The organism is Alteromonas sp. ABE4_545, from assembly GCF_056161325.1.
This window is the reverse complement of the sequence record NZ_JBSWYY010000023.1, coordinates 22,042-36,570: the sequence shown is the minus strand read 5'-3', so window position 1 is coordinate 36,570 and position 14,529 is coordinate 22,042. Positions and strand designations below refer to the sequence as shown.

Annotated in this window: 13 protein-coding genes; all 13 read right to left on the bottom strand. The window is 48.3% G+C overall.

What is annotated here, in order from left to right:
- Positions 1–16: 16 nt before the first annotated feature.
- Genes ACXAH6_RS16465 through mraZ form a run of 13 tightly spaced genes read right to left on the bottom strand, consistent with a single transcriptional unit; the run spans position 17 to position 14,297 of the window.
- Positions 17–757 carry a cell division protein FtsQ/DivIB gene (locus ACXAH6_RS16465; RefSeq protein ID WP_474878583.1) on the bottom strand — a complete coding sequence of 247 codons (741 nt, stop codon included), beginning with the start codon at positions 755–757 and terminating at the stop codon, positions 17–19.
- The gene (locus tag ACXAH6_RS16460) at positions 757–1,707 is read right to left on the bottom strand and encodes a D-alanine--D-alanine ligase (RefSeq protein WP_474878581.1); all 951 of its coding nucleotides are present in this window, start codon (positions 1,705–1,707) and stop codon (positions 757–759) included. The genes ACXAH6_RS16465 and ACXAH6_RS16460 overlap by 1 nt, the downstream gene beginning before the upstream one ends.
- Positions 1,707–3,152 carry a UDP-N-acetylmuramate--L-alanine ligase gene (gene murC, locus ACXAH6_RS16455; RefSeq protein ID WP_474878579.1) on the bottom strand — a complete coding sequence of 482 codons (1,446 nt, stop codon included), beginning with the start codon at positions 3,150–3,152 and terminating at the stop codon, positions 1,707–1,709. The genes ACXAH6_RS16460 and murC overlap by 1 nt, the downstream gene beginning before the upstream one ends.
- Positions 3,152–4,219 (bottom strand): undecaprenyldiphospho-muramoylpentapeptide beta-N-acetylglucosaminyltransferase, encoded by a 1,068-nt coding sequence (gene murG, locus ACXAH6_RS16450; RefSeq protein WP_474878577.1) that lies wholly within the window; start codon positions 4,217–4,219, stop codon positions 3,152–3,154. Before murG ends, murC begins: the two co-directional genes overlap by 1 nt.
- On the bottom strand, positions 4,212–5,501 hold the full coding sequence (gene ftsW, locus ACXAH6_RS16445) for a cell division protein FtsW (RefSeq protein WP_474878575.1): 1,290 nt from the start codon (positions 5,499–5,501) through the stop codon (positions 4,212–4,214). Before ftsW ends, murG begins: the two co-directional genes overlap by 8 nt.
- A complete protein-coding gene (gene murD, locus ACXAH6_RS16440) occupies positions 5,498–6,805 on the bottom strand; it encodes a UDP-N-acetylmuramoyl-L-alanine--D-glutamate ligase (protein WP_474878573.1) in 1,308 nt (435 codons plus the stop codon). The genes ftsW and murD overlap by 4 nt, the downstream gene beginning before the upstream one ends.
- On the bottom strand, positions 6,805–7,887 hold the full coding sequence (mraY, locus tag ACXAH6_RS16435; RefSeq protein ID WP_474878571.1) for a phospho-N-acetylmuramoyl-pentapeptide-transferase: 1,083 nt from the start codon (positions 7,885–7,887) through the stop codon (positions 6,805–6,807). Before mraY ends, murD begins: the two co-directional genes overlap by 1 nt.
- Positions 7,881–9,287 (bottom strand): UDP-N-acetylmuramoyl-tripeptide--D-alanyl-D-alanine ligase, encoded by a 1,407-nt coding sequence (locus tag ACXAH6_RS16430; RefSeq protein ID WP_474878570.1) that lies wholly within the window; start codon positions 9,285–9,287, stop codon positions 7,881–7,883. Before ACXAH6_RS16430 ends, mraY begins: the two co-directional genes overlap by 7 nt.
- A complete protein-coding gene (locus tag ACXAH6_RS16425) occupies positions 9,284–10,813 on the bottom strand; it encodes a UDP-N-acetylmuramoyl-L-alanyl-D-glutamate--2,6-diaminopimelate ligase (RefSeq protein ID WP_474878569.1) in 1,530 nt (509 codons plus the stop codon). The genes ACXAH6_RS16430 and ACXAH6_RS16425 overlap by 4 nt, the downstream gene beginning before the upstream one ends.
- Complete coding sequence (locus ACXAH6_RS16420) at positions 10,803–12,590, bottom strand: penicillin-binding transpeptidase domain-containing protein (RefSeq protein ID WP_474878567.1); 1,788 nt, start codon at positions 12,588–12,590, stop codon at positions 10,803–10,805. The genes ACXAH6_RS16425 and ACXAH6_RS16420 overlap by 11 nt, the downstream gene beginning before the upstream one ends.
- Positions 12,587–12,907 (bottom strand): cell division protein FtsL, encoded by a 321-nt coding sequence (gene ftsL, locus ACXAH6_RS16415; protein ID WP_474878565.1) that lies wholly within the window; start codon positions 12,905–12,907, stop codon positions 12,587–12,589. The genes ACXAH6_RS16420 and ftsL overlap by 4 nt, the downstream gene beginning before the upstream one ends.
- Positions 12,904–13,842, bottom strand: a complete 939-nt coding sequence (rsmH, locus tag ACXAH6_RS16410) for a 16S rRNA (cytosine(1402)-N(4))-methyltransferase RsmH (protein WP_474878564.1) — start codon at positions 13,840–13,842, stop codon at positions 12,904–12,906. The genes ftsL and rsmH overlap by 4 nt, the downstream gene beginning before the upstream one ends.
- The gene (gene mraZ / locus ACXAH6_RS16405) at positions 13,839–14,297 is read right to left on the bottom strand and encodes a division/cell wall cluster transcriptional repressor MraZ (protein ID WP_474878562.1); all 459 of its coding nucleotides are present in this window, start codon (positions 14,295–14,297) and stop codon (positions 13,839–13,841) included. Before mraZ ends, rsmH begins: the two co-directional genes overlap by 4 nt.
- Positions 14,298–14,529: the final 232 nt, after the last annotated feature.

Here is a 14,529-nt window from a genome sequence, read left to right as displayed (position 1 = left end):
TAATTCTCTGTGTTATCTAACTATCTGTATTTTTCGCTTCGGATTTCCATCCTACTGCGAGTCCGGTGTCGTATCGTAAATCGACGTAATCAACAGGCTTTTCTTGTTCACTTAGCAACGGATATAAATCAATAAACCGCTGCAACCTATCGATAAACTCTTGGCGACCTAAGTTCAATTCGATACCGCTATGTAACTCTATTTGCCACGCAAATCGTTCACTTAACGACAGTTCATCAATACTCATTGATGTGCTCGCTAACAACGACTGCATCGCATGAAAACCTTCTAATGCTGTTTTTTCACTGCCACCCGGCCCAAAGAGCTGGGGCAGTGTAGGCTCAGCAACGCGCCCATCAAATTTACCGGCGAATGTGTCGCCGTATGGGTTGAGCAATAAGTCGTCATTCCAACGCGCTACTGGCTTTTGCTCAACCAAGTACACTTTCAACGTATTCGGCCATTGCTTGCGCACCGAGGCGCGATACACCCAAGGGTGCTGCTCTAGCAAATTGTGTACGTCGTTCACATCCAGTGCGAAAAAACTGCCTGGTTGTGATTTGCGTATCAATTTTTCTAGTTTCAGAATATCGACATAGTGATACTCACCAGAAAAATCAATCACTTGGACCGGCATTTTTTGTTCATCCTGAAGCCAGTCTCGTATCACAAAACCGCTGCGTATCAAGCCGACAATCACTATCAACAAAAACACAACGCCTGACCACAAGCGTACGTTGTACGCTCTACCTGCCATTAGGGCGCGGCCTCCGTACTTGTGCTGACAATCGCCATCACTAATTGATTGAAACTCACACCTGCTGCCGCAGCCGCTTTTGGTACTAAACTCTTTTCTGTCATGCCCGGTACGGTATTCGCTTCAAGCAAATAAAACCCACCGTTGCGGTCTTGCATGAGATCAACGCGCCCCCAACCGGAGGCCGATAACGCTTTAAACGCTTGCGTTGTTAATGCCGCTATATAATTTTCACTTTCGGCCGATAACCCACTTGGACAAAAATATTCCGTGGTGTTGTCTTGATACTTAGCCGAGTAATCATAAAACGTGTGAGGCGTAGACATGCGAATAGACGGCAAAGCCTGCCCCTGTACAACAGAAACAGTAAACTCTGGACCGTCTATAAACTGCTCCAACAAGACTTGATTATCGTATTTAAAGGCGTCTTGAATGGCAGCGTGAAGTGATTCTGCGCAAGTCACTTTGGCCATACCAATACTCGAACCTTCTCGAGCTGGTTTCACCATGACTATTCCCCCCAACCTACGTATTATAGCCTCGCATGATCCAGCTTCAAAGCAGCTTTTGTCAGCAATTTCGTATTTTGCAGTAGGTAAACCTAAACATTGCCAAATTTGTTTAGTATGAATTTTGTCCATTGCCAGTGCGGAGCCTAAAACGCCACTGCCAGTATAAGGAATTTTTAGCTGAGTAAGGGCGCCCTGCAGCGTGCCGTCTTCTCCTCCTCTGCCATGCAGCATAATCACCACACGGTCGACTTTCTCATCAACTAACTCAACCAATTTACGTTCAGCAGGATCAAAGCCAAAAGCATCCACGCCCTCCGCAAGCAGCGCATTGAGCACAGCATGGCCTGAACGCAAAGACACTTCACGCTCAGCCGAGTCACCACCAAACATTACCGCCACGCGGCCACACTCTTGGGGTGTGAGTTGATTAAATTTCATCAGTGTTTCTCACCTTTCATTTCCGCAGGCTCCAAACCTGTGCTCGCCAAGGTCTTTGCAATCTGCCCAATATTGCCCGCCCCTTGGGTCATCACAATATCTTGGTCACGCATAACATTGGCTAAAATACTACTTAGCGCGTCTTTGTCGCTCACGTAAATGGGTTCAACCTGGCCGCGTAAGCGAATACTGCGGCATAAACTTTTACTGTCTGCGCCATCGATAGGCTGTTCGCTTGCTGCGTAAACATCTAACAATAGCAACACATCAACTTGAGAAAGCACTTCTACAAAGTCTTCATACAAGTCACGGGTACGGGTATATCTGTGAGGTTGGTACACCATCACTAAACGGTTGTCTGGCCAGTTTTCACGAGCGGCAGCGATTGTGGCAGCCACTTCTGTTGGGTGGTGACCATAATCGTCAACCAGAGTGACATCGCCAACAGACGTAGCAAACTCGCCTAACACTTCAAAGCGACGGCCTATGCCACCAAAACTCGCCAATGCGCGACAGATAGATTCATCATCGATATCTTCATCTGTGGCAACCGCAATGGCAGCCAAGGCATTCAATACGTTGTGTTTACCGGTTAATTTTAATGTGACTGACAACGGTGCTTTGCCCGGACGTAACACGTCGAATGTTGCACAACCAAAGCTGAATACCAGATTAACTGCGCGAACGTCGTTTTGTTCGCCAAAACCATAGGTGGTGATACTGCGGCCAATTCTCGGACGTAGAGATTGAATCACCTCGTCGTCGCCGCACACTATCGCTTGTCCGTAAAATGGCAGGTTGTGCAGGAAGTCGACGAAGGTGTCTGTCATCTTTGAAAAGTCACCGTCGTAAGTGTCCATGTGATCAGCTTCGATATTAGTGACTACACTGACCATAGGTTGCAAATGTAAGAATGACGCGTCGCTTTCATCAGCCTCAGCAATCAAATATCGACTACTCCCCAAACGGGCATTGGTACCAGCGCTATTTAGCAAGCCACCGATGACAAACGTGGGGTCGAGTTCAGCTTCTGCGAAAATGGTTGCAATCAAGCTCGTAGTGGTCGTTTTACCATGAGTGCCCGCAATAGCGATGCCATGGCGGAAACGCATAAGCTCGGCCAGCATTTCAGCACGACGAATAATTGGGATGCGATTCGCCCGCGCATATTGAATTTCGGGGTTGGCTTCGTTTATCGCACTCGACACCACCACTACATCTGCTTCTTTCGCGTTGTCTTCGTGATGTCCAATTTTAATTTGTGCGCCTAACGCCACAAGACGCTCAGTCATCGCGCTTGTTTGAATATCTGAGCCTGCGATTTGATACCCCTCGTTCAACAATACTTCGGCAATACCACCCATACCCGCTCCACCAATACCGATGAAGAAGATACGCGTAATCTTGCGCATTTGCGGACTTTGAAATGGGGTTTCCAATACCATCAGGCTACCTCTTTTTGCAATGCTTCACATTGCGTTACTACTAATTCTGTTGCTTGTAGGCTCGCTTGTTCGCGCGCTTTTTTGCCCATTTTCAAGCATTTTTCTGGTTCTTTCACCCATGCAGCAATACGGCTGCCTAAGGTGGCATCTAAGGCCGCTTGGGGTATTAACACCGCCGCGCCCATCATGCTTAACGACTCTGCATTTTTCGTTTGATGGTCATCCACAGCAAACGGCAGAGGCACAAATATGGCTGCTCTACCTGCTGCGGCAACTTCAGCAACAGTGAGTGCGCCGGCGCGACAAACAACAAAGTCTGCCCATGTATACGCAGCAGCCATATCATCAATAAACTCGGTCACCTTCACGTCGCGCTGACCATAAGCCTCGCGCACGGCATCGGCATTGCCCTTGCCGCTTTGATGCCACACTTCAACATCGGGGTGAGATTGCATCACCTCCGGTACAATTTGGTTCAGTGGTCTGGCACCTAAACTGCCGCCTACCACTAACATTTTTAACGGCGAAGAAACGGACGTTTTCTCTTCAATAGCACGAATTTCATCGCGCACTGGGTTCCCCACGGTTTGGCATTTCGCCAACATACGTGAGAACTGTAATCCTGCGGCATCAAACCCAAGTAAAATGCGTTTTGCGAAACGGCCCAAAATTCGATTGGTTAACCCTGCGGCCGCGTTTTGTTCGTGTACGATCACAGGAATTCCTAAGCTCCACGCGGCAATACCGCCTGGGCCACTGGCATAGCCGCCCATTCCCAACACAAATTGCGGCTTTAGCGTTTTCACGATTCGGCGTGCGCTAACAAGCCCTTTGAACAACTCGAGTACACCGGTCACTTTCGACAGCAAGCCTTTGCCACGCAAGCCTTTTACCGGTACAAAATGAATTGGGAAGCCGTGCTTTGGCACCACGTCTGCTTCCATTCTTTCGGCCGTACCCAGCCAATGCACTTCCCACCCTTTTGCGGTTAATGCGTGAGCCACAGCTAAACCGGGGAATACGTGACCACCGGTACCGCCAGCCATGATTAAACAACGCTTAGTCATGCTTAACCTCCTCGCTTTCTGCGATATCTTCACCGGTTTCAGCCACTTCGTCGATCAGAGCTTTGGCTTTCTTTTTCGCTGCTTTTTTCTTTTTCTCGCCTTTGCTTAACGCTTGTACGCCTTCGACTCTTAATTCAAAGTCGATGCGTAGCAGCAAGCCGACCGCGATCGCCATAATAATTAAGCTTGAACCGCCATAGCTGACCAAGGGCAGTGTTAAGCCTTTGGTGGGTAAAATGCCAGCACTGGCGCCAATGTTGACCGCGGTTTGAAAGCTAAACCAAATACCAATGGCATACGCTAGGTAACCGTCGAATGCGCGCCCAGCAGCTACCGCTTTATTACCTATTTTCAATGCTCGGATCACCATCCACAAAATGAGTCCAAGTACGGTCATTACCCCAACGAAACCGAGCTCTTCCGCCAAAATCGCCATAACGAAATCGGTGTGCGCTTCTGGCAAAAATTCGAGTTTTTGTAAGCTGTTACCCAAGCCCTGACCAAACCAATTGCCTCGACCGTAAGCCATCAATGATTGCGTTAGCTGATAACCGCTACCGAATGGGTCGGCCCAAGGGTCAAGGAAAGACGTAACTCGCTTCAAACGATATTCTTCAAACACAATCAAGGCCACAACAGCAAGTAACCCAACAAAAACGAGCGCGAAGAACTGCCACAACCTTGCGCCCGCGAGGAATAGCAAGCCAATGGTCGTGGCGAACATCACAACAACCGTACCCAAGTCGGGTTGAGCCAGTAGCAATAACGCCAAAACAAAGAACACCACGAGGGGTTTAATAAAGCCCTTCAAGTTCTCGGTTACTTCTTCGTAGCGGCGTACCAGGTAGCCCGCAAGGTAGCAGAAGAAAAACAACTTAGCAGGTTCAGCAGCCTGAATAGTAATAGGCCCAAGTGCCAACCAACGGGTACTCCCGTTCACATTACGACCAATCACTAGTACCGCAAGCAGCAACCCGATTGCGGCAAGTAACATATAAGGGTTACCGATACGCCAGAATTGCATAGGTAGCTGAATGACCACCATGGCAGCGATGGTGGCAGCAATTAAATAAATACAGTGACGAATGGCAAAGTGAAACGGATTGTCGAACAAACGATCTGCCACTGGCATTGAAGCCGACGTTACGATCACCAAGCCGATAGCCATCAGCGCAAGAGACACCACTACAATACCTGCATCGTAAGGTGTGCTGGGCACTGGCTTGCTATCGTCGTGACGCAATGAAAAGAGTTTGGACAATGAAGCGCTCGCCGTCATCATGACAATGCCTCCACCGCTTGCGTAAATATTGCAGCGCGTTCCGCGTAGTTAGCGAACATATCGATACTGGCACATGCCGGCGACAACAACACCACATCACCCGCTTGGGCGTAAGCGGCCGCTTTGTTGACTGCGCTTTGCATCGTGTTTACGTAATCCGCCTTGTCTGCAAGTGCGCAAATTGCTTGGCCGTCTTTGCCTAAGCCAACAACATAGCTTACGTGTTGTTCAAAATACGGTTTAAGTACTGACACATCAGCGCCTTTAGCGTCGCCACCCACGATCATGATCAATTTGCCTTGCACCGTATCAGCAAGGCCAGAAATAGCGGCAATGGTCGCACCTACGTTAGTCGCTTTAGAATCATCGATGTAGCGCACCCCCTGTTTCATCGCTACTTGCACGCAACGATGAGGAGCAGGTTGGAATGAACACACCGCTTTACACGCGGTTTTCACGTCAACACCGGCTGCCATCACCAATCCTAATGCGGCTTGAATATTCATCACATTGTGCAAGCCAACGAGCTGACAATCTGCCATGGCCAGCACGGGCGCACCGAGATAAGTGATAGATTGACTGGTAGCTTCCCAGCCAAAATCAGCAAACTGATGAGTCACGCTGTACGTGACTTGCTCTTGCAGGTTTTCAGGGAAAGTATTGCCATCATCAACATTAACCACAGCGCAGGCAGCATGCTCAAAAATACGATGTTTAATCTCGCGATACGCGTCCATCGTGTGGTGACGATCTAAGTGATCGTCGGTCACATTCAGTACCGTAGCAGCCGTTAACGACAGTGACGAGGTGGTTTCTAATTGAAAACTAGACAGTTCTAGCACGATCCAATCGGCGTCTTGAGATAGTTGTTCGATGGCCACTTCGCCTACATTACCAGCGGCTATCGACTTGAGCCCACAGGTATTGAGGATGTGGTTGGTCAGCAAGGTCACGGTGGTTTTACCGTTCGAGCCAGTAATGCCCAATGTAGGTATTTGGTTAAACTGCGCGAACAGCTCAATTTCACCAATAACAGGGACATTAGCTGCTTTTGCAGCTAAAAGACTGGGGTGCTCAAGTGACAGACCGGGGCTTACCACAACTAAATCTGTGTTGTTCCAGATTTGATTATCAATATCACCCTTAATAACTTGGGCCTGAATATCGTCGGGTACAATGACATTTTCACGCGTATCCCAACAAGTCACCTGTTTGGCTCGGCCTTGTAAAAAGCGCACGCACGCCTGACCGGTTTTACCCAAACCAGCCACGACAACATGTTGTGCGCTCAATGTTTCTATCATTATCTCAACTTCAAGGTTGCCAAACCCACCAACACGAGCATTAAAGAAATGATCCAAAAGCGCACGATAACGCGCGGCTCTGGCCAGCCTTTTAGTTCGTAGTGATGGTGAATTGGTGCCATTCTAAAAATACGTTGGCCTCTTAACTTATAAGAGCCTACTTGCAAAATAACCGACAAGGTTTCCATCACGAACACACCGCCCATGATTATTAATACGATTTCTTGGCGCACCAGTACCGCAAGCACACCCAAGGTGCCGCCCAAAGCTAACGAACCTACGTCGCCCATAAAGACCATAGCTGGGTAGGTGTTAAACCAGAGAAAACCCAACCCTGCGCCGACAATAGCGGTACACACAATGACAAGTTCACTACTCAAAGGAATGTGTGGAATATTCAAATATTCAGAAAAGTTGGCGTTGCCCGTTACATAAGCAAAAATGGCGAAAGCGCCCGCTACCATCACGGTAGGTACTATCGCAAGGCCATCTAAACCATCGGTCAGGTTTACCGCGTTGCTAGTGCCCACAATGGCAAAATAAGTAACCACGATATAAAACAGCCCTAATTGCGGCATGACTTCTTTGAAGAAAGGCACGATTAACGCGGTTTCTGCTGCATCATTTGCGGTGGCGTACAAGAAACCAGCCACGCCAATGGCAATAACGGATTGCCAGAAATACTTCCAACGGGCGATGAGCCCTTTTGAGTCTTTGCGTACCACTTTGCGGTAATCATCAACAAACCCAATAATGCCGTACCCGATTACTACCGTGAGGGTCACCAGTACATAACGGTTTGATAAATCAGCCCAAAGTAAGGTACTAATTACTACGGCAGCCAAAATCAATAGCCCGCCCATCGTTGGCGTTCCGGCTTTCGATAAATGGCTTTCTGGGCCGTCATCGCGAACGGTTTGACCTATTTGCATGCGCTGCAAACCGCGGATCATTTTAGGCCCGATCAAAATAGCAATCATGAGCGCCGTTAAGGTGCTTAAAATTGCGCGTAACGTGAGGTACGAAAATACGTTAAAGCCACTTTCATATTGTGAAAGCCATTCGGCAAGCCAAATTAACATGCGATGCGCTCCCGTCGGCGTTCAAACTTTCCCAAGCTAGATTCCTCCAATGCAGATACCACTCTTTCCATTCGTGCACTGCGAGATCCTTTCACCAAAATAGTAAGATCTCGTTGCTCATGTAATAAATCTGATTCTAGTGCGGCTACCAAAGCGTCCATATCGCTGTGGTGCGAGCCTTGACCGTGAAACGCAGTACTCGCGCTTTGACTCAATACACCTAGTGTATACAGGCTATCGATGCCTTTTTCGGTTGCATACTCACCAACTTGTTCGTGGTAGTGGCGTGCTTTTCCACCTAGTTCGGCCATATCTCCAAGAATTAAGATGCGCTTACCAGCGAAGCTCGACAATGTGTCTATTGCCGCTTTTACTGACCCCACGTTGGCGTTGTAACTGTCGTCTAGCAAACGAACGTGTTCGGTAAGCATATTGACCTGCATACGCCCTTTCACTTGGGTCATATTGAGCAAGCCCATTTTGACGTCTTCGAGGCTAGCGCCAACACGAATAGCCAAAGCTGCGGCAACGAGCGCATTGCCCACGTTGTGCATACCGGGGATGGTTAATGTGATGCCAATTTGCCCTTTCGGACAAACCAGTGTGAACTCAGCACAGCCGTTAATACCAATAGCTACGTCTTCAGCGCGATATTCTGCATCAGCGCTGCCACTGTCTGGAGCGAATCGCTCAACATGTAGATGCTTGAGTTTACCTAACCAAAATTCAGCAAACTGGCTGTCGGCATTGACTATGGCCGTGCCTGTGGCATCTAAGCCTTTAAAAATTTCACTCTTGGCGCGAGCTACGCCGAACAAACTGCCAAAACCTTCGAGATGGGCTGCTGCTGCATTGACAATAGTGGCAACGTCGGGTTTAACTAACGAGGTGGTGTAGGCAATTTCACCCAAATGATTCGCCCCTAACTCAACCACAGCAAAATCATGCTCAGGCGTTAATCTAAGTAAGGTAAGCGGCACGCCAATTTCATTGTTAAAGTTACCCGCGGTCGACAACACATTACCTCGGCGAGATAAAATGGCCGCAGTCATTTCTTTAACCGTGGTTTTACCGCTACTTCCTGTAATGGCGATAGTTTTAGGCCCTACTTCTGCTTTTATTGCAGCACCTAAGCACCCGAGTGCAAGTTTGGTATCGTCAACGTAAATAACTGGCACATCAACATCTAGCGGTTCACTGGCAACAACAGCAATGGCACCTGCCTCTACCGCTTGTTTGGCAAATTGATGACCATTAAAGTTGTCACCGACCAAGGCTAAATACAAATCGCCTTCGGCAATGGTGCGGGTGTCAGTGCTCACGGCACTCACTTGTCTATCTTGTCCGTCTAAGCGACCACTTATTTTGTCTGCAATCCATGTTAGTGTCGTTGTAATCATTGGCTGCACTCCCGTTGCAAACGCGCAATCATTGCCCGCTCGTCGTAGTCTTTGTGTTCGTTGTTGATGATTTGATAGGTTTCGTGCCCTTTTCCGGCCATTAATATCATGTCTTCCGGTTTTGCTTGTGTCAGGCAATAACGCAGCGCCAACTCTCGGTCTGGCTCTTCATAAGCAGCCGAAGGTAGCAATAATCCAGTTTTAATATCAGCAGCGATACTTTCAGGTGTTTCGCTGCGGCTGTTATCTGTAGTAATCACAATGTGATCAGCCATTTTCTCTGCGGCAGCTGCCATTAATGGGCGCTTGCCCTTATCTCGGTCTCCGCCACAGCCAAATACACACCATACGTCTTGGTTGGTGTGCTTGCGCACCGCTTTTAAGGCTTGCTCTAACGCGTCGGGAGTATGCGCGTAGTCCACAACCACATTGGCTTTATCCGCAAAAGTAAACACTTCCATTCTGCCAATCACAGGACGAACATCTTCTAGCACTTTTACTACGCGTTCGAACCGCTCACCTTCAACCAGTAAACAAGCCACGGCTGAGAGTAAATTGGCGATGTTGAACTCTCCTAATAACGGGATATTCACGTCTTGCTCACCCCAACTAGTCTCAAGCCTAAAACGGCAACCATTGGGATGATATTTCACATTTGTGGCGAAACTATAGCGATGTTCTGGCAAAGTCGGCGCAGACTGTTCAATACCTGTCCAAACCCTTTCAATACTGGCGTCAGCAGCATTATCCCATGCTTCACTTTCGGCATCATTGTGATTCAAAATGACACTTTTTAGCCCACTTTGATTAAGCAGTGATCGCTTGGCCTTAGCATAAGCTTCCATGTCACCGTGGTAATCCAAATGATCGCGGCTTAAATTGGTAAAAATTGCGACATCCGTTTTCACTTGTGCCAAACGCCCTTGCACCAAAGCGTGAGAAGAGGCTTCAAACGCCACATGCCTGACTTCTTGTTGGGCAAACTCCGCTAACTGATACTGCAAAGTGATTGCGTCGGGCGTAGTGTTTGCGGCTTCGGTTTGGGCTAGCGTGTTTGCTTGAGGTTCATAAATCCCACTACCCAAGGTACCGATAGAAGCGCTGCGTGTTCCCAATGCGTGTTTCATTTGCGTAATAAGTTGCACCACAGAAGTTTTACCATTGGTGCCAGTTACAGCAACCGTGGCTAATTTGTTCGCTGGGTAATCATAAAATGCCGCGGCAAGTGCTGACAGAATTGAGGGCAAACCAAACAGTGAAATAATCACACTTTGGTCGCGCATGGTCACAGTGCCGTGTTCATCTTGATGATCAGCTTCAGCCAAGATAACACGAGCGCCAAGGCTAATAGCCTGAGGGATAAAGTCACGGCCATCTCTGGCATGCCCTTTTATCGCCACAAACGCCATATTGTGATTCACCAAACGACTGTCTAAAGTAAGACCTTGTACGCGGATATCGGGTGCGACTACACCAAACTTGGCCAACAAAGCACTCACGCTTTGGGTGAAGGCACTAACCACCATATTGGCCTCCACTTACAGTTGTCGTTGAACTAATTTGACGATCATCAGGAGCCACGTTAAGCATTTGCAACGCGCCGCCCATTATAGAAGAGAATACTGGCGCAGCGGTGTCTCCGGCATAATACAAATCGCCGCTAGGTTCGTTAATCAGTACCACAGTCACTAATTTAGGGTTGGTCACTGGCGCCACACCGGCAAATATATTCACGTATTCTTCACCGTAACCACCGGCCACGGCTTTACGGCTAGTCCCGGTTTTACCGGCAACGCGATACCCAGCTACGCGTGCTTTAGTACCCGAGCCACCTTTTTGGGTTACGCTTTCCATCATTTCCAATACTGCACGGGCATTTTCTTCGCTCAGAATGCGTTCTGGCTCTGGGCGATATGTTTTTGCATCTTGATTTTTAATGATGTTCAAGGGGCGCTTAATACCGCCGTTGGCGATGGTTAAATACATACGAGCAAGTTGAGTGGTGGTTACCGAAATTCCGTAACCAAACGACAATGTTGCTAACTCAAACTTGGACCAACGACTGCGCTCATGAAAAATGCCCGTACTTTCACCCGGCAGGTTAATACCCGTGTCAGACATGAGGCCCATGTTGTAGTAGTTATCTAACAAGAATTGCTTTGGCACAGACAGGGCGAGTTTAGACGTTCCCATGTTACTGGAATGCTGAATAATTTCTTCTAACGTCAGCTTGCCATAATTGCGCGAGTCTTTGACTAGGCTGCCACCTACACGCATCCAACCCGGCGATGTATCGATTACATCACCAACGTGCACTTCACCAAATTCGAGGGCACTGAGTACCGCTAAAGGCTTGAGCGATGACCCCGGCTCAAAGGCGTCGGTAATGGCTCGGTTGCGCATACGACGTGGCGAAATGTCGCTGCGATCATTGGGGTTGAATGACGGTGCATTCACCATTGCCAACACATCGCCGGTATCCACATCAATCACAATGGCAGAGGCTGACGACGCTTGGTAATACAGCATCGCTTCTTTAATTTCTTTGTATGCCAAGGCTTGAATACGCTGGTCAATGGTTAGCGATAAATTACCCGCTGCTTCGCCTTCTTTGGTTTCGAGTACTTCTACTTGGCGCCCTTTAGCGTCGCGACGAATTTTGAGGCTGCCAGGAGAACCGGTGAGCCAATCGTCATATAAACGCTCAAGGCCTTCGATGCCTTGATCATCAACATTCGTAATACCAATTAACTGAGCGGTAGTTTCACCGGTTGGATAATAACGGCGAGATTCTTTGCGCAGATAAACACCGGGAATATCAAGCTTTTCTACGTACTCTGCCATGGCTGGTGAAACTTGGCGCTGCAAATACACAAAGCGACGCTCAGGGTTGCCCACTTTGTCTTGTAAATCATCGACATCGCGGCCTAACACGTCGGCTAAGGCTTCCCAGCGACGCTGGTCAGCAAAGCCATTTTCTTTGTGGATCACTTTGGGATCTGCCCAAATCGCGCGAACGGGCACGCTCACCGCCAATTCAACGCCATTACGGTCGGTGATCAAACCGCGATAAGTAGGCATATTACGGGTACGCAATGTACGGCTATCACCTTGCTGAATAAGGTCATCGGGCGATATAACCTGAATAAAAGCAGCACGAGCAGCCAGCACCATAAACACCATTACAACCACAACCAGCACGACAACAAAACGCCAATGCACCAAACTTGGTTTGACATTTTGTTTTGCCCCTTTGCGGGTATTTTTGGCGGCTTTATTGCCCTTTATCGAAGCTGTGGTCATTTTATTCTCACCACTTTTTCGTCTTCAGGGCCTGGACGACGCATATCAAGCTTCTTCTGTACCAAGCTTTCAATGCGGTTGTGTTCAGTTAAAGCCCGCTGTTCCAATACCAAATTACGCCATTCCACATCCAAATCGTCTTTTTCACGCATGAGCGATTCCAGCGCGATATTTTGCTGACGATTGTGGTGGCTGCTAAGGATCACAGCTAAGGCACTGCCAATAACCAATAAAAACAACAAAACCCGCAGCTTGTGGCGGGCGAGATCTGAGACCAGAATGAGCAGTAAATTGAAATTCGGCTTGGAGGCTGTCATCTTTTTTCGGCCACCCTCAGCACCGCGCTTCGAGAGCGCACATTTTGCTCTATTTCCTCCTTAGTTGGTTTAATCGCTTTACCGACTAAGGTGAGGACTTTATCTGCATCGATTTCAGCTTGAGTTAACGGTAACCCAGGCGGTGCACTCTTGCCTTTGCTTTGATCTTTCATAAAACGTTTTACAAGGCGATCTTCCAATGAATGGAAGGCAATCACAGCTAGACGCCCTGTAGGCTTGAGCACTGAAACGGCCGCTTTTAGGCCGTCCCGTAGTTGATCCAACTCAGCGTTGATATAAATACGAATGCCTTGGAATGCACGCGTTGCTGGATGCTTAAATTTGTCTTTTACCGGTACAGCTTCGTCGATCAGCTCCGCCAACTCAGTAGTACGAGTAACAGGCGCAGTTTGGCGGCGATTCACAATGGCATGGGCAATGCGCTTGCCAAATTTTTCTTCACCAAACTCTTTGATCACTTGGGCAATGTCTTGCTCGTCAGCTTTTGCCAACCAATCAGCCGCGCTGATACCACGTGTGGTATCCATACGCATGTCTAATGGCCCGTCACGCAAGAAGCTAAAGCCCCGTTCCGCGTCATCGAGCTGTGGAGAGGACACGCCTATATCCATCAACACACCATCAATTTTACCTGACAAGCCGAGTTTCTCGATTTCCACATCAAGATTGGCAAAAGGTTCATGGATAATGCTAAAGCGCGGATCGTCGGCAAAGCGTTTGGCTGCTTCAATTGCTTGAGGATCTCGATCGAAGGCTATGAGTCGCCCGTTGGCGCCGAGTTGTTGTAATATTGCGCCTGAGTGACCACCACGACCAAAAGTCGCATCAATGTAAATACCGTCTGGTTTAATAGCCAAACCGTCAAGGCATTCTTGTAGAAGTACAGAAATGTGCGAAAACGCGCTCTGGGTCATAATGTGAAATCCTGCAATCGATCTGTCAGTTCGAAGTTTCCGGCGCGTTCCGTTTCCATGTCACTTTCAATTTGATCTTGCCAAACATCAGCAGACCAAATTTCAAACTTATTCAATTGCCCCACCAGCATCAGCTCTTTGTCGAGCTTGGCATGCTGGCGCAAAGGCGCAGTCAAGAGCAAACGCCCGCTCTTGTCCATTTCACATTCGGTTGCATAACCCAACAACAAACGTACCATTCTACGTTCTTGAGGGACCATGCTGGAAAACTTGCTTAATTTGAGTTCTATTTCTTCCCATTCGGGAAGTGGGTAAAGCAGCAAACAACTTTGTTGTGTGTCTATGGTACAGATCAGCTGTCCGGCGCAATCATCCTGCAAGGTGTGACGATACCGAGTAGGTATAGCCATCCTTCCCTTGGAATCCAGATTGATTGCGTTAGCGCCGCGGAACATTCCCCTAGCCTTTTTTGTCGTTTAGTTGCTTTTCTTGTTTTTTGAGTGCTGATCTGCAAAACGTTGGTATTTCGATCCACAATTCGCCACTTTTACCCACTTTCGACAGTTTAGGTATCATGTGTTCCCACTGTCAAGCAAAAAACCGATTTAAAATGATGGCTGGAGACGGCAGAAAATAAGCGCTCCACGTGAAGTCGCTGATTTTTTGGGGGAATTGTGGGGAGGCTGC

Bases quoted from the DNA above. Each gene is read 5' to 3' on its own strand.
- ftsW (WP_474878575.1), bottom strand. From the start codon at position 5,501: ATGATGACGGCGAGCGCTTCATTGTCCAAACTCTTTTCATTGCGTCAC.
- mraY (WP_474878571.1), bottom strand. From the start codon at position 7,887: ATGTTAATTTGGCTTGCCGAATGGCTTTCACAATATGAAAGTGGCTTT.
- murG (WP_474878577.1), bottom strand. From the start codon at position 4,219: ATGACTAAGCGTTGTTTAATCATGGCTGGCGGTACCGGTGGTCACGTA.
- ACXAH6_RS16460 (WP_474878581.1), bottom strand. From the start codon at position 1,707: ATGAAATTTAATCAACTCACACCCCAAGAGTGTGGCCGCGTGGCGGTA.
- ACXAH6_RS16425 (WP_474878569.1), bottom strand. From the start codon at position 10,813: ATGGTGGTTAGTGCCTTCACCCAAAGCGTGAGTGCTTTGTTGGCCAAG.
- ACXAH6_RS16430 (WP_474878570.1), bottom strand. From the start codon at position 9,287: ATGATTACAACGACACTAACATGGATTGCAGACAAAATAAGTGGTCGC.
- murD (WP_474878573.1), bottom strand. From the start codon at position 6,805: ATGATAGAAACATTGAGCGCACAACATGTTGTCGTGGCTGGTTTGGGT.
- rsmH (WP_474878564.1), bottom strand. From the start codon at position 13,842: ATGACCCAGAGCGCGTTTTCGCACATTTCTGTACTTCTACAAGAATGC.
- murC (WP_474878579.1), bottom strand. From the start codon at position 3,152: ATGGTATTGGAAACCCCATTTCAAAGTCCGCAAATGCGCAAGATTACG.
- ftsL (WP_474878565.1), bottom strand. From the start codon at position 12,907: ATGACAGCCTCCAAGCCGAATTTCAATTTACTGCTCATTCTGGTCTCA.
- ACXAH6_RS16465 (WP_474878583.1), bottom strand. From the start codon at position 757: ATGGCAGGTAGAGCGTACAACGTACGCTTGTGGTCAGGCGTTGTGTTT.
- ACXAH6_RS16420 (WP_474878567.1), bottom strand. From the start codon at position 12,590: ATGACCACAGCTTCGATAAAGGGCAATAAAGCCGCCAAAAATACCCGC.
- mraZ (WP_474878562.1), bottom strand. From the start codon at position 14,297: ATGTTCCGCGGCGCTAACGCAATCAATCTGGATTCCAAGGGAAGGATG.